This window comes from Kitasatospora sp. NPDC057542, from assembly GCF_042801945.1.
Taxonomy (GTDB): domain Bacteria; phylum Actinomycetota; class Actinomycetes; order Streptomycetales; family Streptomycetaceae; genus Kitasatospora.
The window spans coordinates 1-18,790 of sequence record NZ_JBHVFE010000145.1; the positions used below are offsets into that span (position 1 = coordinate 1).

Sequence of the window (18,790 nt, forward strand, 5' to 3'; positions counted from 1 at the left end):
GCCCCCGGGGGACCGGCGGGCCCGCGGGGTGGGAGGCGGGTTTCAGGGGCGGCTGCGGCGGAGGATGGACTCGGCGAGGTCGACGGCCTCCCGGACCGGGACGAGGCGGCAGTCGGCGGTACCGATGCGGGCGGTGGTGATGCCGTGGGCGGTGCTCAGGACCTCGGCGCCGAGGGGTCCGAAGTGGACGTCGTCCAGCTCTGGGGCCCGGAAGGTGGTCCAGCCCTCGGGGCCGACGCAGCGGTACTCGCGTACGGGGACGTCGGGCATGCGGAGGTCGGCCAGGTGGAAGGCGGTCAGGCGGTCCATCGGGACGCCGATCGTCAGCACCCGGGCGTCCAGCTCGTAGAGCCGTCCGAGCGGCGACTCCGGGCCGAGGTGGGAGGTCAGCGGGTGGCGCTCGGTGACCTCCCGGGCGAACCGGCCCACAGCCGCCCAGGAGGTCTGCGGGTGCCGGCTCCGCAGTGCGCCCGGGTGGGTGCGGATCGCCTCCGACAGCGCCCCCATGGAGGGCGACGCCGGGGTGGTCGCCGGATCGAAGCGGGGCATCCGGGCCTGGTAGTCGGCCACCTCCGCCCGGGAGAGCCCGGCGATGGCGGTCTGGTGGATGCGGGAGGTGGCGGAGTTCTCGGGCGTGGCGGTGTAGGCGACCAAGGTGCCGTCGGGGCCCAGGACGTCGAGCAGGGCCTCGACCACACCGGCCGCCCCGCCCGGCACCGGTCCGAGGGCGCGCAGGGACGCCTGGACGTGCAGCACCGTGCCCGGGCGGACCCCGAGGTCGACGAGGTCGCGGACGAGGGGGTGAACGGGGGAGGCGACGGCGACGCTGCCGCCGAGGGGTTCGGTGCGGATGGCGTTTCCCCGGGGTTGAGGGCCCCGGGCGAGGGAGGACCCGGGGCGGCGCGAGTGGGAGGTCAGACCCCGGCCCGTTCCCGCCGTGCCCGGTCGGCCGCCTGCTCGGCGGCGGCGGGCAGCGGCAGGGCGAGCCAGGGTGCGACGGTGGCACGCATGCCGTCGGCGAAGCGCAGGCCGGTCCCGGTCAGGGCCCCGGACGACGCCAGCCGCTCCACGGCCTCGGCGGTGTACCGCCGCCAGAGCGCGAACTGTTCGCGCGCCCGGTCGGCGGCCGTGCCCGGCAGTCCGTCGTACGCGAGGGTGCGGGTGCCCCAGTACTCGGTGACGGCCAGGTGGGCGTACGTGCCCTGGAGCAGCCCTTCGAGCGGCCGGGGGTCGGGCCGCCAGGGGGCGAAGTACAGCGCGGAGTCGGCACGGTCGTACAGGTCGGTCAGGTCCAGCACGGCGCCGAGCTTGACGTGCTGGAACTCGTGCGCGAGCAGCAGGGCGAGGGTCGGCGCGGTGGCCGGCCGGGCGATGCCGACGGCGCCGTAGGCCTGCCGGGCCGCCGAGCTGACGTCCCGGCCGGTCGGGCCCGGCCGCAACGGGGTGACCGTCGCCAGGCCGGCCCGGATGCCCTCCGCGTACCCGGGCAGGTCCCGCCCGAGCAGTTCCCAGGCCTCGCGCAACGCGCCGGTCCAGTCGAGCAGTTCGCCCTCGGCCAGGCGGCCCGCGACGGGGTGGTCGTGGCAGTCGCGCAGCGGGTCGGTGTCCTCCAGGGCGACCGTCCAGCCGTCGGCGAGCCGGACCCGCCGCAGCGGTTCGTCCAACGCGGTGTGCACCGAGCCGTCGGACGCCCGCACCTCGAAGCCGTCGGCCCGTCCGGTGACCACGGCCTCGCCGTCGGGTACGGCGATCCGCCCGAGCGTCGGCAGGTGCAGCCACCCGCCCCGCACGGGCACCGCCACCGCGTCCCCCCGTCCGGCCCGCACCGCGGCCGCCGCGGCGAGCGCGGCCAGCGGGCCGAGCCCGACCGGGAGGTCGCCGGCGAGCCGGCGGGCCGCCCAGGCGCGGGCGTACGGGTGGGCGAGCACGGTGTCCACGGCGGCGGGGGCCGCCACGTCGAGCTCCGCCAGCAGGGCCCACGCCTCGGCCCGCCCCTGTCCGGAGGCGTCCCAGGCGGCGGCCAGCATCGCCCGGGTGAGGGCGAGTTGGGAGCGGCCGAGCGCGGCGAGGGTCTCCGCGCTCCCGTATCCGCGCGCGAGCTCGTCGAGTTGCGACGGGGTGAGCGCGCCGGGCAGCAGCAGCTCGGCGCCGGGCGCCGGGGCGGTGGCCCCCTGCGCCGGTACGACCGACGGACTCCCGCTCCCCGCAATGCCGTTGATGAACGTCATGAGATCACCGCAGTAGACGGAGGGATGGTCGAAGCTGCCTCCTCCATCGTCGCTCCGATAGCGGTGGGCGTACAGCCCGCCACCGCAGGAGCGGACCACGGAGCAGGCGCGGCAGGCCTCGCTCAGTCCGGCCAGGCCGGACTGGCGGGCGGCGATGCCGGGGTGGCGGGCGAGGTCGTCGAGGCTGTGCGCGAAGACGTTCATCCCGGTGACGGGCGCGCCGTCGTACGCGGTCTTCAGGCTGTCGGCCTGCTCGAAGGTCCCGTCCGTCTCCAGGACCGCCAGGTCGGAGGGCTCCAGGCCGAGCGACTCGGTGAGGCTGGAGAACCCCCGCAGGGTCCGGTGCACGGACTCGAAGGTCCGCACGGCGAACGGGCGCCCGTCCGTTTCCCACAGCCTGTGGACGGTCAGCAGCCAGTCGGCGTACGGGGTGGCGCCCAGCCCGGCGGGGCGCTTGGGCGGCTCGTCCCAGGTGGCGTGCGGGAGCAGGAAGTCCACGGCGGGCGGGCGGAGTTCGGCCAGCGCCCGGTACACGGCCACCGGGTCGTTCTCGACGTCCATGGTGCACAGCAGCCCGGCGAACAGGTGCCGGTACTCGGGCTCGTTCAGCAACGCGACGGCCCGCAGCACCTGCGGATGGCTGCTGCGTCCGTCGGCGAACCGCCGGTGGCGGTCGTTGGCGGCCTTGTCGCCGTCCAGCGAGATGCCGACCTTGATGTCCTGCTCCGCGAACAGCGAGCAGAAGTCCCGGCTCAGCAGCACGCCGTTGGTGTGGATGCGCAGGTCGAGCGCGCAGCCGGGCGGGAGCGCCGCCCGGAGCGCCCCGGCGGCGCGGCGCAAGCGGTCCGGGCCGGCGAGCAGGGGTTCTCCCCCGTGCAGGACGACCCGGACGGCGGGCAGCCGGTGGGCGGCCGCGTGCTCGCCGATGCGTTCGGCGGCCTTGGCCAGGATCCCGTCCGCGATGACCTTCGGCCGGGAACGCCAGCTGCTGTCCGCGTGCTCGTAGACGTAGCAGTGGTCGCAGGCCAGATCGCACCTGCTGTGCATCTTGACCACGAACTGCGTCAACGGCAGCGGAGTCGACGTCGTCATGGGACTGTTCGGTTCGGTCTGCTCGGTCTGGGTTCCGCTCGGATTTCCGGGTGGGGTCAGATCGAGGAGTTGAAGGCAGCGACCGGCACGAGGCCGGAGTCCACGCTGGGGAGCGCGCGCTGGAGGCGGGCGGCGAGTTCTTCCGCGCCGAGCTCGGCGAGATCGGCGAGGGAGGGGCGTTCCGGCGTCTCCTGATGGTCAGTGAGCTTGCCGGCCGGCCTGGTGCTGGTTACCGGAGTCATGTTCGTTTCCTTAGGCGCGGTTAGGACCTGCCGAGGGTGGGTAGGCCCACCCGGTTGCGACCAATGTAGTGCCCGCGAAGACTCCGCGCGGCACCTTGCGGACTCACGTTGGGCTCCCCAGGCGGCCGACGTCGCATGACAGCACGCTGGACCCCAAGAATTCACCCGTTCAGCGGTCGCGCACTTCGCCGTGGCGCACGCCGAAGCGCGTCGGAACCAGCCCCGGGGCGAGCACCCGGACAGCGCCGGGGCAAGCGCCGGAGACCACACCCGGACAGGAACCGAGCCGACGACCTGGGCACACCCGGGGAGTGCCCAGGGAAGCACACCATCCGGCCAAGCATCCGGCGCCAAGGATTCATTCCCCCGGCTCGCCGAGCTCCCGGACGGCACGCACCAGCTCCCCGGTGAACTCCACGCCGCTCGACGTCAGTTCACCGCAGTCCAGGAGCGTCTTCCCGGCGGTCAGGGTGTGCGTCCGCCAGCGCACGAACTCCCGGTGCGCACGGGCGGCGTCGCCCGCCCCGGCGGCCGCCTCCGCCCGCCAGAAGTCCGCCACGCCCAGGTGGGCGTACGCCCCCTGGAGCAGCGCCCCGGCCGGGCGCAGGTCCGGCCGCCAGGGGGCATGGTGGACGGCCTGGCCGTTGGGCCGGTGCAGCGGCACCAGGTCCAGCAGGGCGCCGAGTTGGACGTGCAGGAACTCGTGCACCAGGGCCAGCGCCAGCGACACCGGATCGCCCGGCAGCGAGGCCGCCACCGCACCGTACGCCCGCCGGGCGGCGGCACTGACCGTCGCCCCGTTGGGGGCGGGCAGCAGCGGTACGACGGTGGTCACGCAGGCCGCGACGGCCTGCGCGTGACGGCGGTGGCGGCGCACCAGGATGTCCCAGGTCTCGGCCAACCGCTCCTCCCAGAGGGCGAGTTCACCGTCCGGCAGCGGACCGGCCGGCGGGCGCCCGTAGTCCACCCGGCGCGGACCGGCATGGTCGACCGACGGCGCCCAGCGCAGCCCGTCGCACTCCAGCGCGAGGGCCGGGCCCGGAACGGGGCGGAGGAACTCGCCCAGCCCGCCGAGCGGAGCGCCCTCCCCCGCCGTCACGCCGCGCAGGCAGTCGGCCGCCCAGGCGTCCAACTCGGGCCGCAGCAGTACCTCTTCCCACCTCGCACGGTCGTCCCGCTGCAGCGCCCGGACCCTGGCGTACGCCTCCCGGTAGCCGTCGTGCTCCGGCGCCGCCCGGCGCAGCGCCAGCAGCAGCAGCGCCCGCTTGCTCAACTGCCCGCCGCGCAGCAGCCGGACGGCCTCCGGCCCGCCGCGCGCGCCCGCGATCGCCCGGAACGTCGCCCGGTCCACGCCGTGCCGGGGCAGCCCGTCCGCCCCGCGCGCATCCGGCACCCAGGCCGCCACCACCTCACCCGTACCCGCCACCGGTCCTCCTCCTCGTGTGTGCGGCTCCCGGCCCGGTCGGCCGGCCCATCGCCCAACCCGCCGGGTCCGCCCGCAGTCTCCCCGCGTCGGGACGGATCAGCCGGACGGCGGCCGGGCATGACCCGGACGGGTGAGCCGAAGCGGCCCTCAGCTCCCCGCGCGCGCCCGTCCGGCCCCCGGCGCGCCCGGCGCCCCGGCCGCCGTCAGCCCCGCCACCCCCGCCCGCAGGCGCCCGGCGATGTGCCGGATCAGCCGGTCCAGGTCCGCGCAGTACACCGACGGGTGTCCGAAGCCGTCGCCCGCGTACCGGTGCGCGTACAGGCCTCCGCCGCAGACCCGGGCCAGCGGGCAGCCCGCACAGACCGGTCCGAGGCCCGCGAGGCCGCGCTGGCGGGCCCGGAAGGCGGGGTGCGCCGCCGCCTCCGCGAAGCCGTGCCGCCACACGTCTAGGCCGGTCCCCGGGGCTCCCTCGTAGGCCACCTTGAGGCTGTCCGCCTGCTCGATCGCCCCGTCCGTCTCGACCACCACCAGGTCGACGGGCGCGAGCCCGACCGCCTCGCTGGCCGCCCGCCCGCCGAGCAGCAGCACCGCCAGCTCCTCGAACAGCCGCACCCCGGTCTCCCGGCGCGGCGCGCCGTACCAGCGGTCGAACGCGGCGATCAGCCACTGCCCGTACGGCGCGGCCTGCGCGCCCGACGGCGGCGCGTCCGCCACCGGCCGCGGCCGGGCGCCCGGCGGCGGCTCAAGCCAGGTCGCATGCGGCAGCAGCAGGTCGAGCCGGGGCGGCGCGAACTCCAGCAGCGCCTCGTAGGTGGCCACCGGGTCCGACGCCAGGTCGACGACGCACAGCAGGCCGGCGAACAGCTCCCGGTGCCGGTCCGAACCGAGCAGCCGCACCGCCTCGGCGGTGCGCGCCCAGCTGCCCGCGCCGGAGGGCAGCCGGCGGTGCCGGTCGTGGGCGGCCCGGGTGCCGTCCAGCGAGACCCCGACCGCGACCCGGTGGCGGTGCAGCACGTCGAGCAGCGCCGGTTCGTCCAGCAGCCGCAGCCCGTTGGTCTGCACGGTGAACCGTACCCGGGGGCCGACGGCCGCCAACTCTCCCAGCAGCGCGTCCAGATGGTCCGCACCGACGAGCAGCGGCTCGCCGCCGTGCAGCACCACGGACACCTCGTCCAACCCGTGCTCGGCCGCGTGCTCGCCGATCCGCCGGGCGGTGCGGCGGACGGTCACGAGCTCCATCCGCCGCGGGCGCCCGCGCCAGCTCTGGTCCGCCCCCTCGTACACGTAGCAGTAGTCGCAGGCCAGGTTGCACCGACTGTGGATCTTCAGCAGGAACTGCCGGAACGGCACCATGACCGCGAGCCTAGGGCAATTCCGCTGACCGGCCGTCACACGTGCGGCGGCTCCACGTCCGAGTCCAGCCGCGTCCCGGCCCGCACCGCGATCGTCGTCGGGTGCTCCTCCCCCAGGGTGACCCGGGCCCGCCGGATGCAGTCCGCCCGCAGCTCCGCGGCCCGCTCGGTGTACCCGAGGGCGGCCAGCGACAGCGAGAGGTTGGAGTTGATGCCGATGGAGTCGTAGTGGTCCTGGCCGAGGGCCTCGGTCATCAGCGGCGCGGCCTCCAGCTCCAGGTCGAGCGCGGCCTGGAGCTCCCCGGCCAGCGACAGGTCGTTGGCGTGGTTCATCATCGCGATCGGGATGTAGAGGTGGTGCGCGCCGAGGACGGTGCGGAACTGCGCCAGCGTGCGGCCGGACAGCTCGCGCGCCTCCGTGGTGCGCCCCGCCAGCCGCAGGTACACCGAGAGGTTGTTGGCACCGGCCAGCGTCACCGGGTGGGTCTCGCCCAGGTAGTCGCGGTACCGCGCCAGCGCCCGTTCGGCGAGCGGTATCGCCCGCCCGGTGTCGCCGAGCGCATTGAGGTCGCTGGCCAGGTTGGTGGCGGCGGCCAGGGTGTCGGGGTGCTCGGCGCCGTTGATGTCCAGGTAGCGCTGGTAGATGTCCTCGTCGATCTCCAGGGCCTCGTGGTACCGGCCGGCCCGGCGCAGCGCCACAGCCAGGTTCTTGCGGGCGCGCAGGGTGTCGGTGTGGCTGTCGCCGATGGTCTGCTGGTAGATCCGTACGGTCTCCTCCAGCAGGTCCAGGGCCTCCCGCAGCCGCCCGGTCTCGCGCAGGTCGCGCGCGTAGTTGGAGGCCGAGGAGAGCGCGTAGAGGCTGTGCGCGCCGAGCGCGTCGCGCTGCTGGAGGTAGTTGCTGCGGTGCCGCTCCAGAGCGGCCCGGCGGTCGCCGGCCAGGTAGTCGGAGACGGCGAGGTTGTTGGTGATCATCAGGGTCCGCGGGTGGTCCGGGCCGAGGGTGCGCCGGGCGGCGTCCAGGGTGCGGCGGTCCAGCGCCCGGGCCTCGTCGTAGCGGCCGAGGAAGCGCAGGTCGGCGCCGAGGCTGTTGGCGACGGCCAGGGTGTGCGAGTGCTCCGGGCCCAGGGTCGCGGTGAAGCGCTCCAGGATGTCCCGGTCCATCTCGTACGCCTCCTGGAGGGCGCCCTGGGAGCGGCGGATGTTGCTCAGCTGGGTGCGCAGCATGAGCGTCTGGGCGTCGTTGTCGACGTCGAAGCCGGGCCCGCCGTAGCCGTCCTGGCGCCAGTGATCCAGGGTCCGCTCGGCCAGTTCCCGCCCGGACTCGTGCAGGCTGCGCTTCCACTGGTAGCGGACCGAGTCGATGATCCACTGCCGGACGTCCTCGTCGGCGCTGTCGAGCGCCCCGGACGGCCAGAGGTGGGGCAGGAGTTCGGCGTACTCGGCCCAGTTCACGGGCACGTCCGGGTCGCCGGGGTTGGCGGTGGCGAGCGCGGCGTGGACGACGCTGCGCAGTTCCGCCCGCCGCTCCTCCTCGACCTGGTCCCGCAACACCGCCTGGACCAGCCGGTGCACGGTGATGGTCTCGCTGCCCTGGTCGGTGCGGGCGAGCCCGAACCGGTTGATGGCGCGCAGGAACTCGCCGATCGCGAGCTTGTCGCGGGGCGCGCGCGGGGGCAGCCGCAGGGCGCGGGTGACGGCCCGGCTGTAGAGCAGCCGCATCGGGATGGCGTCCGGGCCGAAGAAGGCGCAGATCTCCAGGATCTGGGCGGCCGGGGCGTTCATCCGGCGCAGTTCCTCGACCGAGATGCGCCAGGTCGCGGCGGCCGAGTGCGGGTAGTCGGCGGCGCGCAGCCGGGTGCGTTCGAGCATCTCGGTGAGCTCTTCGTCGAGCAGTTCGAGGTAGGTGGCGATCGGCATCGACGTCTCCTGGAGCCAGACGGCGGCCTGGCCGACGGCGAGCGGCAGGTCGCCGAGGCGGTGCGCGACCTGGTCGGCGTCCTCCGACGAGAGGCCGCCGTTGAAGCGGCGCAGCAGCCGGACGCTCTCCTCGCGGAGGAAGACGTCGACCTCCACCAGGCCGGCGTGCCGGGCCCAGCCCTGGTTGCGGGAGGTGATCAGCACGTGCCCGCCCGGGGAGCCGGCCGGCTGCCAGGGGGCGAGCTCCTCGGGGGTCCCGGCGTTGTCGAAGACGAGCAGCCAGCGGCGGTACGGCTGGCCGCGGCGCAGCGCGTCGAGCACGGCGGCGGCGGTGTGCGCGACGTCGTCGCTGGTGGGCACACCGAGCCGGGGCGCGAGTTCGGCGAGCTTCTGCGGGATGTTGGCGGGTTCCTCGGCGGGCACCCACCAGACCACGTCGTAGGCGGCCTTGAAGCGGTGCGCGTACTCGGCGGCGATCTGGGACTTGCCGGCGCCACCGAAGCCGTAGAGCACCTGGCTGAGCACGGCGGCGGGACCGCCGGTGAAGCGGTTGCGGAGCAGTTCCAGCAGCTTGCCGCGGCCGATGAAGGCGGCATTGCGCGAGGGCGCCTCCTGGACCTGCGGGGCGGTGCCGGGGAACCGCGCAGGGGTGGCGAACTCTCCGCTGTCGGTGTCGGGTTGGCGGCTGCTGCCGGGCGGCGGGCCGAGTTCGGCGTAGAGCTGGGACTCGGCGCCGACCGCGGAGGAGCGGACCAGGTCGGGCACGGGCTGCCCGGCGAACGGGCGGGGCACCGGCTCGTCCGGGTCCTGGAGCCGGAAGGCGACCAACGCCGGTGAACCGGAGGCCAGTTCGCGCCCCTGGAGGAGCTGCCAGACCTCGGCGGCGCGGGGCAGCGCGGTGTACTCGGGCGAGAGCAGCGCGAGCAGCCGGCCCTGGCCGTCGACGGGCCCGGAGACCTCCGGCGGCCGGGGACCGGCGTACGGCTCGGCGGCGTTGTGCAGGGAGGTCTGGTAGCCGAAGCGGGTGAGCGTCCCGGCGGCCCACTCGGCCCACATCCGGTCCTCGGGCGCGTAGCTGACGAACACCTGGCGCGGCACCGCGCGGGCGGAGCGCAGGTAGGCACCGTAGAGCCGGCGGCGGGTCTCGGCGGTGAGCGGGCGCAGGGTGCGGACCCGGCCGTCGGTGATCCAGCCGGCCAGCCGCTCGAAGGCGTTGAGCAGGCTGCGGGCCTCCTGCGGCCGGTCGGCGACGGTGGCGGGCACCTCCTCGTAGGCGTAGAAGGGCTTGTACGGCACCTCGACGTCAGCCCAGTAGCCGGCCCGGCGGTCGCCGGCCAGCCAGCGGCCGAGGTAGGGGGCGAAGGCCTCGCGGGCGTAGTCGCGGCCGGCCTCCAGGCGCTCCTGCTCGGCGTCCTCGACCCGCATCGGCACCGGCAGGACCCGGATCGCCCGCTCCTCGGCCTCGGCGATGGCGCGGGCGGCGTCGACACCGCCGCGGATGTTCTGAGCGCTGAAGGTGAAGCAGTCCACCACGGTGTCGGGCATCAGGACGGTGCAGATACCGGAGGTGTCGCTGACACCGGTGCGGCTGTCGATGAGCACGTAGTCGTAGCCGCGGGCCCAGCGTTCGCGCAGCTCGCGCAGGAACTCGCCGCCGCGGATGTCCCGGCCGTGGTAGAAGCTGCGCCAGTTGAAGCTGGTGACGGCGGCGGCGTAGGCGGCGTTCTGCCGGCCGGCGGGCAGGAAGTCGAGCCGGCCGCCGGGCGGCAGGTCGAGGGCGAGGCCGCAGACGTAGCCGTCCAGCCGCCCGGGCTCGTCCAGCCAGGCGGCCGGGGACTGCCCGACCGGCCCGGTGGCGGAGGGCAGCGCCTGCTTGACGTAGGAGCGCAGCAGGTCGATCAGGCCGTCGGTGGAGTGCAGTTCCGGGTCGACCAGCAGCGGGTGGTAGTAGCGGTGGAGGCCGGGCGCCTCCAGGTCCCAGTCGACGACCAGGACGCGCAGGCCGCGGCTGGCGAGGATCCAGCCGACGTTGGCGAGCGCCATGGTGCGGCCGGTGCCGCCCTTGAAGGAGTAGAACGTGACGACCGATCCCGGTCCGCCGCGCTCCAGCTCTGCGCCGGGCTCAGTGGTCATCGTTCTTCTCCCCCCTCAGCGGGACAGCGGTGTCCTTGCCCCGGCTCTGGTGCGGCAGGTCCGTGGAACCCGGCAGGCCCCGGTCGACGCGCGCGGGTCCCCACAGGGGCCCCGGCGGGCCGGCCGGGATGGCCAGCCCGGGCATCGCCGGGCCGGCGTCCGGGCCGCCGCCCGGGCCGAAGCCGAAGGCGTCGCCGCCATCGTCTCCCCAATCCAGGTTGTCGTCCATGAGCTTGTTCTGAGCGACCGTCACCATGATGGTGAGGTCGGTGTCGAAGCTCTCCCGGCTCACTTTGACCCGGAACAAGTGCTCCAGGTCGCTCCGGCGCAGCCAGTTGCGCCGGAACACGTCGCGCACGCCCGCCCAGAGCGCATCGCGCCCCGGCCCGTCGGCCGGGTCGTCGCTGCCGGTGGGCACCATCACTCCGGTGACCGGGTGGTTCTGTTCGTCGTAGGCGCGCAGCGCCGACCGGTAGCGCTCGCCGCCCGCCACCCACGGGTCCACCAGCAGGATGCTGACCTGACTGTCCTCCCGGGCCTGGTCGAGCTTGTCGGCGAGGGCTGCGTCGATCTCCTCCAGCGTGGTGGTGTGCCCGGCGCCGGTGATCACCTGCTGGGCGCGGGCCGCCAGGGACGGCTGGGTGGGCGGGTGGTACGGCGCCCAGTGCCACGGCTTGGCGCCGTACCAGCCGCCCGTGTAGGAGCCTCCCTCGGCGGCGGCCTCCGAGGCGCGCCCGGCCGCGATGAACAGCCGCACCATCCCGGGGGTGGACGCCACGGGCGGCGCCGCCGGCGGCGGGAAGTAGCCGCGCACGGCGCCGAGGTCGAACTCGGGCAGCTCGCCGAGCCGGCGCGCGGCCGCGTCCCGGACCCGCTCCGCGACCACCCGGACGACCTGTTCGTACGCCCCGCCCTGCGCGGTGCGCAGCAGGGCCCGCAGGCCGTGGCGGGCATAGGCCTCGCCCATGTCCGGCTGGGCCCACTGGATCTTGTTCACCTCGTCGGCCAGCCCGCCCGGCTCGACGGGTTCCCAGAGCACCGGGATGAGCGCCGAGATGAGCTCCCCGGTGTCCTCGTGGTGGCGGCGGACCCGGCCGCGGAAGGCGGTCCACTCCTTGCCGCAGTAGAGGCTGGCGAAGTAGGCCGGGGAGTAGAGCGCGATCATGGTGCGGCTGCGGCCGAGCATCGTGGCCAGCTGCTCGGCCCAGTCGTCGCCCAGGCGCAGCTGCTCGGTGTCCCGGTAGGCCAGTTCGTCGACGCGCACGCCCGTGCCGACCAGTCGGCCGAGTTCGTCCCTCAGGTCGTTGAAGAACTGGTTGACGAAGACGTCCTCGGCCTCGAAGTCACGACGCGCGTAGCTGAAGAAGAAGTACGGCCGGTGCTGTTCCTGCTCCATCACCTGTTCCCCCCGTGCCCGACGTCCGCGACGGCGCTGGTTTCATACCCCAGCATGTCGTGAACTCCACCGCCCACGCTGGCGAGTTGGCGGATTCGGCCGCCTCGTGGGGTTTAGCCGGTGGTCAGGCGCACCAACCCCGGCCGGGGGCGCTCCGGCGCTCGGGGGCGCGCCGACGGGGGCGCGGGCGCCTGCCGGATCGGCGCGCCGGGCGAGGGGGCGCGGGCGCCGGGCGACGCGCTACCGGTCGAGCGCCGACTGGAAGGCGGCGAGCGGCTCCGCGCCGGGGGTCAGGGCGTCCGCGACCACCCGGCGCAGCAGGTCGCCGAGGACGGTATCGGGCAGGGCGTCGAGTTCGTCGAGCGGCAGGGCGGCGACGTCGACCAGGTCAGAGCCGAGTCCAGCGGCGGTTTCCGCACCGGTGACGCCCATCAGTCCCTCACTCGATCGTGTCGGCACAGCGGGCCGCCGGCCGGAATTGCATCGACCCAGGTCCGCGACGGGCATCCTACACCCGAGGTGTGACGGTCCATCAGCTCCGCGCGGGCGCGTCGCGGAGCCTGTGGGCCGAACGGATCACGGGCAGAGCCGCTCCACCCGCCACCCCGTCGGGCCGGCCGGGTCGACGACGTAGCGGAGCCGGTCGTGCAGCCGGTTCTCCCGGCCCTGCCAGAACTCGACGCTCTGCGGGACGACCCGGTACCCGCCCCAGAACGGCGGGACGGGCACTCCCTCGCCCTCCGGGTAGCGGCGCTCCAACTCGGCGTAGCGCTGTTCGAGGACCTCCCGGCCGCCGACCGGACTGGACTGCTCGCTGGCCCAGGCGCCCAGCTGGGAGCCGTGCGGGCGGGTGCGGAAGTAGGCGGCGGTCTCGTCCCGGCCGACCTTCTCCACCCGGCCCTGGACGATCACCTGGCGGGCCAGCGCGATCCACGGGAACAGCAGTCCCGCGTACGGGTTGGCGGCCAGCTCGGAGCCCTTGCGGGAGCCGTAGTTGGTGAAGAACACGAAGCCGCGCAGGTCGTATCCCTTGAGCAGGACAGTGCGCGAGCTGGGCCGCCCCTCGGCGTCGGCGGTGGAGAGCACCATCGCGTTGGGCTCCACCACTCCGGCTTCGTCCGCCTCGTGGAACCAGCGGGTGAACTGGCCGATGGGCTCGGGCGCGAGCTGCTCCTCGACCAGGCCCTCGTGACTGTAGTGCTTGCGCATCACGGTGAGGTCCGGGCCGGGACGGGCCTCCTCGGCCAGGGTCCGGTTGGCGGGGCTCGGGGGCGTCGGCTTGGCGCGATCCGGGGTCTGCACGTCAACATCATCCCGTACGACAAGCGACGGGCACCGCTACCTCCGGACAAACCTCCGCGGGAGATACGGTGGCCCGCCACCGCTTGGCCGCCCACCCTGTGGGTAATTGTCCTGAACCGGGCGTTTGGTTCCAGGCGTTCCCGGGCAGCACCGTGCCCCCGGCGGGAAAGTCAAGCGGGCCCACGGCAAACATCACCACGGTGGTGTATGGCGCAATGCACCCCGTGCCTGTCACTCTGGCACCGAGTGCCAAACACCATTCGGTCACTGGCGCGCCGCCCCACCACGGCGGAGCGCCGATCGCAGAACTGAAGGAGCCGTCGCATGTCCGATTTCGTACCCGGGCTTGAGGGAGTCGTCGCGTTCGAGAGCGAGATCGCCGAACCCGACCGTGAGGGCGGCGCCCTGCGGTACCGCGGTGTCGACATCGACGACCTGGTGGGCAGCGTCTCCTTCGGCCACGTCTGGGGCCTGCTGGTGGACGGCAAGTTCAACCCCGGCCTGCCGGCCGCCGAGCCGTTCCCGATCCCGGTGCACTCCGGCGACATCCGGGTCGACGTGCAGTCGGCGCTCGCCATGCTCGCCCCGGTCTGGGGCCTCAAGCCGCTGCTGGACATCGACGCCGAGCAGGCCCGCGACGACCTCGCCCGGGCCGCCGTCATGGCGCTCTCCTACGTCGCCCAGTCGGCCCGCGGCCAGGGCCTGCCGATGGTCCCGCAGAGCGAGATCGACAAGGCCGAGACGGTCGTCGAGCGGTTCATGATCCGCTGGCGCGGCGAGCCGGACCCGAAGCACGTCAAGGCCGTCGACGCCTACTGGACCTCGGCCGCCGAGCACGGCATGAACGCCTCCACCTTCACCGCCCGGGTCATCGCCTCCACCGGCGCCGACGTCGCGGCCGCCCTCTCCGGCGCGGTCGGCGCGATGTCCGGCCCGCTGCACGGCGGCGCGCCGTCCCGCGTGCTCGGCATGATCGAGGAGATCGAGCGCACCGGCGACGCCACCGCCTGGGTCAAGAACGCCCTGGACAAGGGCGAGCGCCTGATGGGCTTCGGCCACCGCGTCTACCGCGCCGAGGACCCGCGCGCCCGGGTGCTGCGCCGCACCGCCAAGGAGCTCGGCGCGCCGCGCTTCGAGGTCGCCGAGGCCCTGGAGAAGGCCGCGCTGGAGGAGCTGCACAACCGCCGCCCCGACCGCGTGCTGGCCACCAACGTCGAGTTCTGGGCCGCCATCATGCTGGACTTCGCCGAGGTCCCGGCGCACATGTTCACCTCGATGTTCACCTGCGCGCGCACCGCCGGCTGGTCGGCGCACATCCTGGAGCAGAAGCGCACGGGCCGACTCGTGCGCCCCTCCGCGCGCTACATCGGCCCCGGCCCGCGCCGCCCCGAGGAGATCGAGGGCTGGGACGCCATCACCCACTGACGGATACCGGACGAGCGTCCGGACAGTGCCCCTGAGCAGCGGGTCCGGCTCCGGCCGGGCCCGCTCTCCGTCGTCTCGGGGCAACCGGGACCACAGTCTCAGCGGGCGGACTGCCGTACCCCCGCCGAGTCCGCGGCCGGTAGGCTGCGCGCGTGGCTCAGATCCAGATCCCCGCTGACATCAAGCCCGCAGACGGCCGTTTCGGCTGCGGACCGTCCAAGGTGCGCCCCGAGGCCCTGAGTGCCCTCGCCGCCACCCAGACCTCCCTGCTCGGCACCTCGCACCGCCAGGCCCCGGTCAAGAACCTGGTCAAGCGCGTGCGCGAGGGCGTGAGCAGCCTGTTCTCGCTGCCGGACGGCTACCAGGTCGTCCTCGGCAACGGCGGCTCCACCGCCTTCTGGGACATCGCCGCCTTCGGCCTGGTGCGGGAGAAGTCCCAGCACCTGGACTTCGGCGAGTTCTCCTCGAAGTTCGCCTCCTCGGTCAAGGCCGCGCCGTGGCTCGGCGAGCCGACCGTGATCAAGACCGCCCCGGGCACCCACCCGCTGCCGGTCGCCGAGGCCGGCGTGGACGTCTACGGGCTCACCCACAACGAGACCTCGACCGGCGTCGCGATGCCGATCAGGCGCCCGGCCGGCGCGGACGAGGGCTCGCTGGTCCTGGTGGACGCCACCTCGGGCGCCGGCGGCCTGCCGGTGGACATCACCGAGACGGACGTCTACTACTTCGCCCCGCAGAAGTCCTTCGCTTCCGAGGGCGGCCTGTGGCTGGCCACCTTCTCCCCGGCCGCCCTGGAGCGCGCCGCCGAGATCGCCGGCTCCGGCCGCTACATCCCGCCGTTCTTCTCGCTGCCGACGGCCATCGACAACTCGTCGAAGGACCAGACGTACAACACCCCGTCGCTCTCCACCCTCTTCCTGCTGGCCGACCAGCTGGAGTGGCTGAACGGCAACGGCGGGCTGGACTGGGCGGTCGCCCGCACCGCCGACTCCTCGTCCCGGCTGTACTCCTGGGCCGAGAAGTCCTCCTTCGCCACCCCCTTCGTGGCGAACCCGGAGGAGCGCTCCCAGGTGGTCGGCACCATCGACTTCGACGAGTCGGTGGACGCCGCCGCGGTCGCCAAGGCACTGCGTGCCAACGGCATCGTGGACACCGAGCCGTACCGCAAGCTGGGCCGCAACCAGCTGCGCATCGCGATGTTCCCGGCGATCGACCCGGCGGACGTCGAGGCGCTCACCCGCTGCATCGACTACGTGGTCGAGCAGCTCTGACCCGGCCCCCCGACGACACGGCCGAGGGCCACCGCCGACAGGCGGTGGCCCTCTCGCCGTTCCGGGGCCGGGGCCCGACCGGCTAGCGGCCGACCAGCGAGCTGATCAGCACGACGACCAGCATCAGCACCAGGGTGCCGGAGACGATGCGCATACGAGTCTTGGGATCCACGGTCAACGAGCGTACCTCCGGCTCACGCAGGACTGCTCCCGGGCCCTGCCCCGGGCCTCCCGGGGACCTCAGCCCCAGTCCGCCAGCTCCCAGGAGCGCAGCGACTCGTACTGGGCGGAGCCGCCGTCCGGGTCGCTCTTCATCAGGTGCAGCTCGGCGGCCTCCCACTCCGGCCCCCGGTACTCCGCCAGTGCCGCCGCCAGCGCGTCCAGCTCGGCCGCGGCGACCCGCAGGACGGCCCGCCGGTGGCCGCGGTGGGAGCCGGCCCGGGCCAGGGTGACGTGCGGGTGGAAGGCGAAGTCGTCGGTGTCCCCGGTGACCTCGACGGTGGCCTCGGCGACCGCCTCCGCAAGCCGGCGCAGCGCCCAGGTCTGCCCCTCCACCCCGGCCCAGAGCACCCGGTCGCCGAACCGGCCGGAGCCCGCGATCCGCAGCCGGTGCACCGGGTGCACCTCGGCGACGGCGGCCAGGCCCGTCTCCAGCTCCGGCAGCCGCTCGGCCGGCACCTGGCCGAGGAACGCCAGGGTGAGGTGCCAGCCCTCGACGGTGGTCCAGCGCAGCCGGTCCGCCCCGGGCAGCCCGCGCACCGGCGCGACCGCGTCGGCGAGCCCCTGCAGCGCCGCGACCGGCGGGACGACCGCCACGAACAGCCTCATGAGCCCATCTTCCCTCCGCCGGCCGCTTGGAGTAGAACGTCTATCCATGAAGATCCGCAACGGGGGTCCCGCGGACGTCCCCGACATCCTCGCCCTGCTCGACGACGCCGTGGCCTGGCTGGCCGGCCAGGACCGCACCGGCCAGTGGGGCGACCAGCCGTTCAGCACCATCCCGGCCCGGGTCGACCAGGTCTCCTCGTACGCCGCCGAACCCTTCCTGATCCGCCTCGCCGTGGACGACGACGGCCGCACGGTCGGCTGCTGCGTGCTCTCCGAGGACCGAGGCCGGTGGATCCCCGCCGTGGACGAGCGCGAGCTGTACGTCCGCAACCTGGTCACCGACCGCAGCCGCAAGGGCTCGGGCATCGGCGCGGCGCTGATCGCCGACGCGATCGAGGAGACCCGTCGGCGAGGCATCGGCCTGCTGCGGGTGGACTGCTACGGCGGCGCGGACCGCAAGCTGGTCGCCCGGTACCGGGCGCTCGGCTTCACCGAGACCGAGAGCTTCGAGGTCGAGCAGCCGGCCGGCGTCTGGCCGGGCCAGGTGCTGGCCATCCGCCTCTGACGCAACGCCGGAAACCCCCGGAGTCGGGACTCCGGGGGTTCCTGGTGATCGATCAGCAGGCAGTGGCCAGCTCGGTCTTGCGCGCCGGACCGGTCCGCGGCACGAAGGCCACCACCCGGCCGCCGCGGCCCGGGTGCAGGTCGAACCGCACCCGCAGGTCCGCGCTGCGGGCCAGCACCAGGCCGACCACGCCGGCCGCAGCCGCGGACACCAGCCCACAGGCCAGCAGGCCGAGCCGGGGCCCGTACGAGGCGGTCACCCAGCCGACGATCGGGGCGCCGACCGGCGTGCCGCCGGTGAAGACCAGCACCAGCAGGCCCATCACCCGGCCGCGCATCTCCGGGTCGGTGGCCAGCTGGAGCGAGGAGTTGACCGAGGTGTTGAAGCTCAGCCCGAAGACCCCGACCAGCATCAGCAGCAGCGCGAAGGTCCAGTAGTCCGGCGCGAACGCGGCGACCACCTCCAGCGTGCCGAAGGCCAGCGCCGCGCCGACCAGCCGGCGAAGCCGCGGCGCGCCCCGGCGGGCCGCGAGCAGCGCGCCCGTCAGCGAGCCGATCGCCATCGCGGTGTTCAGCAGGCCGTACTGGCCCGCGCCCACCTTGAAGGTGTCGTACGCGAAGCCGGAGAGCAGCGTCGGGAAGTTGAAGCCGAAGGTGCCGATGAACCCGGCCAGCACCATCGGCCAGAGCAGCTCGGGCCGCTCCCTGACGTACCGCAGGCCCTCGCGCAGCTGCCCCTTCTCGCGGGCGATCGGCTCGGTCGGGCGCAGTTCGGCCTCCCGCATCGCGAGCAGCCCGCCGATCACGGCGGCGAAGGACAGTGCGTTGACGGCGAACGCCCAGCCGCTGCCGACCGCGGCGATCAGCAGGCCCGCGACGGCGGGGCCGACCAGCCGGGCGGTCTGGAAGTTGGCGGCGTTCAGGCTGACGGCGTTGGCGAGGTCCTTGGGACCGACCATCTCGGAGACGAAGGCCTGCCGGGTCGGGTTGTCCACCACAGTGACCAGGCCGAGCAGCAGCGCGAAGGCGTACACGTAGTACGGCGTCACCACGCCGCCGATGGTCAGCGCCGCGAGGCCGGCGGCCAGCAGGCCCATCGCGCCCTGGGTGAACACCAGCAGCCGGCGCTTGGGCATCCGGTCCGCGAGCACGCCGCCGAACAGGCCGAGCAGCAGCATCGGCAGGAACTGCATGGCGGTGGTGATGCCGACCGCGAGCGGGCTGCCGGTGAGGCTCAGCACCAGCCAGTCCTGGGCGATCCGCTGCATCCAGGTTCCGGTGTTGGACACCACCTGGCCGGCGAAGTAGTAGCGGTAGTTGCGAACGCGCAGCGAGGAGAACATCCCCCCGGGTCGGGTGAAATCGGCACCTGTGGGAGATGAGGCCGAGTGGGTTCGGCCCTGAGCGGCGGAGTCCGCCGCGGTGCGTTCGTCGGGGTCGTCGTCGCCGTTGCCGGGCAGTCCCGTGGGAGCGGGGGCCTGGGCGTCGGCGGCTGCGGCACTGGCCGCGGCGGGGTCGGCGGTCGGGTCGTCGGTACGGATGGCGGCGGCGCTGGCTGCGGCCGGCGGTGTCACGGTGGTCTCCCCTCGTGGCGCGACGGCCATGGCGGGGGCC

Annotated in this window: 14 protein-coding genes; 3 read left to right on the forward strand and 11 right to left on the reverse strand. The window is 74.2% G+C overall.

Translation table 11 applies throughout. The annotated features are described in order from the left end of the window. Positions 1-42: 42 nt before the first annotated feature. From ACFU7Y_RS19745 to pdxH, 9 genes are all read right to left on the reverse strand, one after another. Positions 43-756, reverse strand: coding sequence for an aminoglycoside N(3)-acetyltransferase (locus ACFU7Y_RS19745; RefSeq protein WP_224279532.1), 714 nt, complete (start codon positions 754-756; stop codon positions 43-45). Positions 757-914: 158 nt separating this feature from the next. Then, positions 915-3,320, reverse strand: a complete 2,406-nt coding sequence (locus ACFU7Y_RS19750) for an FxsB family cyclophane-forming radical SAM/SPASM peptide maturase (RefSeq protein WP_380769027.1) — start codon at positions 3,318-3,320, stop codon at positions 915-917. A 56-nt stretch (positions 3,321-3,376) separates the two neighbouring features. Continuing rightward, positions 3,377-3,562, reverse strand: coding sequence for a hypothetical protein (locus tag ACFU7Y_RS19755; protein ID WP_224285014.1), 186 nt, complete (start codon positions 3,560-3,562; stop codon positions 3,377-3,379). A 358-nt stretch (positions 3,563-3,920) separates the two neighbouring features. Next, positions 3,921-4,988: an aKG-HExxH-type peptide beta-hydroxylase gene (locus ACFU7Y_RS19760; protein ID WP_380769029.1), complete on the reverse strand. Its 1,068-nt coding sequence runs from the start codon at positions 4,986-4,988 to the stop codon at positions 3,921-3,923. Between the two features lie 147 nt (positions 4,989-5,135). Continuing rightward, entirely contained in the window at positions 5,136-6,341 is a 1,206-nt protein-coding gene (locus ACFU7Y_RS19765) for an FxsB family cyclophane-forming radical SAM/SPASM peptide maturase (RefSeq protein ID WP_380769031.1), read from the reverse strand. A gap of 35 nt (positions 6,342-6,376) precedes the next feature. Then, positions 6,377-10,390 carry an FxSxx-COOH system tetratricopeptide repeat protein gene (gene fxsT / locus ACFU7Y_RS19770; protein ID WP_224284404.1) on the reverse strand — a complete coding sequence of 1,338 codons (4,014 nt, stop codon included), beginning with the start codon at positions 10,388-10,390 and terminating at the stop codon, positions 6,377-6,379. After that, positions 10,380-11,786, reverse strand: coding sequence for a TIR-like protein FxsC (locus ACFU7Y_RS19775; protein ID WP_380769033.1), 1,407 nt, complete (start codon positions 11,784-11,786; stop codon positions 10,380-10,382). Before ACFU7Y_RS19775 ends, fxsT begins: the two co-directional genes overlap by 11 nt. A 240-nt stretch (positions 11,787-12,026) precedes the next feature. Beyond that, on the reverse strand, positions 12,027-12,218 hold the full coding sequence (gene fxsA / locus ACFU7Y_RS19780; protein WP_049656076.1) for an FxSxx-COOH cyclophane-containing RiPP peptide: 192 nt from the start codon (positions 12,216-12,218) through the stop codon (positions 12,027-12,029). Positions 12,219-12,362: 144 nt separating this feature from the next. After that, complete coding sequence (gene pdxH / locus ACFU7Y_RS19785) at positions 12,363-12,995, reverse strand: pyridoxamine 5'-phosphate oxidase (protein WP_224282936.1); 633 nt, start codon at positions 12,993-12,995, stop codon at positions 12,363-12,365. 417 nt (positions 12,996-13,412) lie between these two features. Here pdxH and ACFU7Y_RS19790 point away from each other — a divergent pair, with 417 nt between their 5' ends. Both ACFU7Y_RS19790 and serC read left to right on the forward strand, forming a co-directional pair. Then, entirely contained in the window at positions 13,413-14,513 is a 1,101-nt protein-coding gene (locus ACFU7Y_RS19790) for a citrate synthase 2 (protein WP_224282934.1), read from the forward strand. 152 nt (positions 14,514-14,665) lie between these two features. Next, positions 14,666-15,784: a phosphoserine transaminase gene (serC, locus tag ACFU7Y_RS19795; RefSeq protein WP_224282933.1), complete on the forward strand. Its 1,119-nt coding sequence runs from the start codon at positions 14,666-14,668 to the stop codon at positions 15,782-15,784. 240 nt (positions 15,785-16,024) lie between these two features. Here the strand turns inward: serC and thpR are convergent, their stop codons facing one another. Next, the gene (gene thpR / locus ACFU7Y_RS19800; RefSeq protein ID WP_380769036.1) at positions 16,025-16,612 is read right to left on the reverse strand and encodes an RNA 2',3'-cyclic phosphodiesterase; all 588 of its coding nucleotides are present in this window, start codon (positions 16,610-16,612) and stop codon (positions 16,025-16,027) included. A 46-nt stretch (positions 16,613-16,658) separates the two neighbouring features. Between thpR and ACFU7Y_RS19805 the strand changes: the two genes are divergently transcribed. Continuing rightward, positions 16,659-17,177, forward strand: coding sequence for a GNAT family N-acetyltransferase (locus ACFU7Y_RS19805; protein ID WP_224282931.1), 519 nt, complete (start codon positions 16,659-16,661; stop codon positions 17,175-17,177). Between the two features lie 52 nt (positions 17,178-17,229). Here the strand turns inward: ACFU7Y_RS19805 and ACFU7Y_RS19810 are convergent, their stop codons facing one another. After that, on the reverse strand, positions 17,230-18,780 hold the full coding sequence (locus ACFU7Y_RS19810) for an MFS transporter (RefSeq protein ID WP_380769039.1): 1,551 nt from the start codon (positions 18,778-18,780) through the stop codon (positions 17,230-17,232). Positions 18,781-18,790: the final 10 nt, after the last annotated feature.

Bases quoted from the DNA above. Each gene is read 5' to 3' on its own strand.
- ACFU7Y_RS19750 (WP_380769027.1), bottom strand. From the start codon at position 3,320: ATGACGACGTCGACTCCGCTGCCGTTGACGCAGTTCGTGGTCAAGATG.
- ACFU7Y_RS19755 (WP_224285014.1), bottom strand. From the start codon at position 3,562: ATGACTCCGGTAACCAGCACCAGGCCGGCCGGCAAGCTCACTGACCAT.
- ACFU7Y_RS19765 (WP_380769031.1), bottom strand. From the start codon at position 6,341: ATGGTGCCGTTCCGGCAGTTCCTGCTGAAGATCCACAGTCGGTGCAAC.
- fxsT (WP_224284404.1), bottom strand. From the start codon at position 10,390: ATGACCACTGAGCCCGGCGCAGAGCTGGAGCGCGGCGGACCGGGATCG.
- ACFU7Y_RS19775 (WP_380769033.1), bottom strand. From the start codon at position 11,786: ATGGAGCAGGAACAGCACCGGCCGTACTTCTTCTTCAGCTACGCGCGT.
- fxsA (WP_049656076.1), bottom strand. From the start codon at position 12,218: ATGGGCGTCACCGGTGCGGAAACCGCCGCTGGACTCGGCTCTGACCTG.
- pdxH (WP_224282936.1), bottom strand. From the start codon at position 12,995: ATGCGCAAGCACTACAGTCACGAGGGCCTGGTCGAGGAGCAGCTCGCG.
- ACFU7Y_RS19790 (WP_224282934.1), top strand. From the start codon at position 13,413: ATGTCCGATTTCGTACCCGGGCTTGAGGGAGTCGTCGCGTTCGAGAGC.
- thpR (WP_380769036.1), bottom strand. From the start codon at position 16,612: ATGAGGCTGTTCGTGGCGGTCGTCCCGCCGGTCGCGGCGCTGCAGGGG.
- ACFU7Y_RS19805 (WP_224282931.1), top strand. From the start codon at position 16,659: ATGAAGATCCGCAACGGGGGTCCCGCGGACGTCCCCGACATCCTCGCC.
- ACFU7Y_RS19810 (WP_380769039.1), bottom strand. From the start codon at position 18,780: ATGGCCGTCGCGCCACGAGGGGAGACCACCGTGACACCGCCGGCCGCA.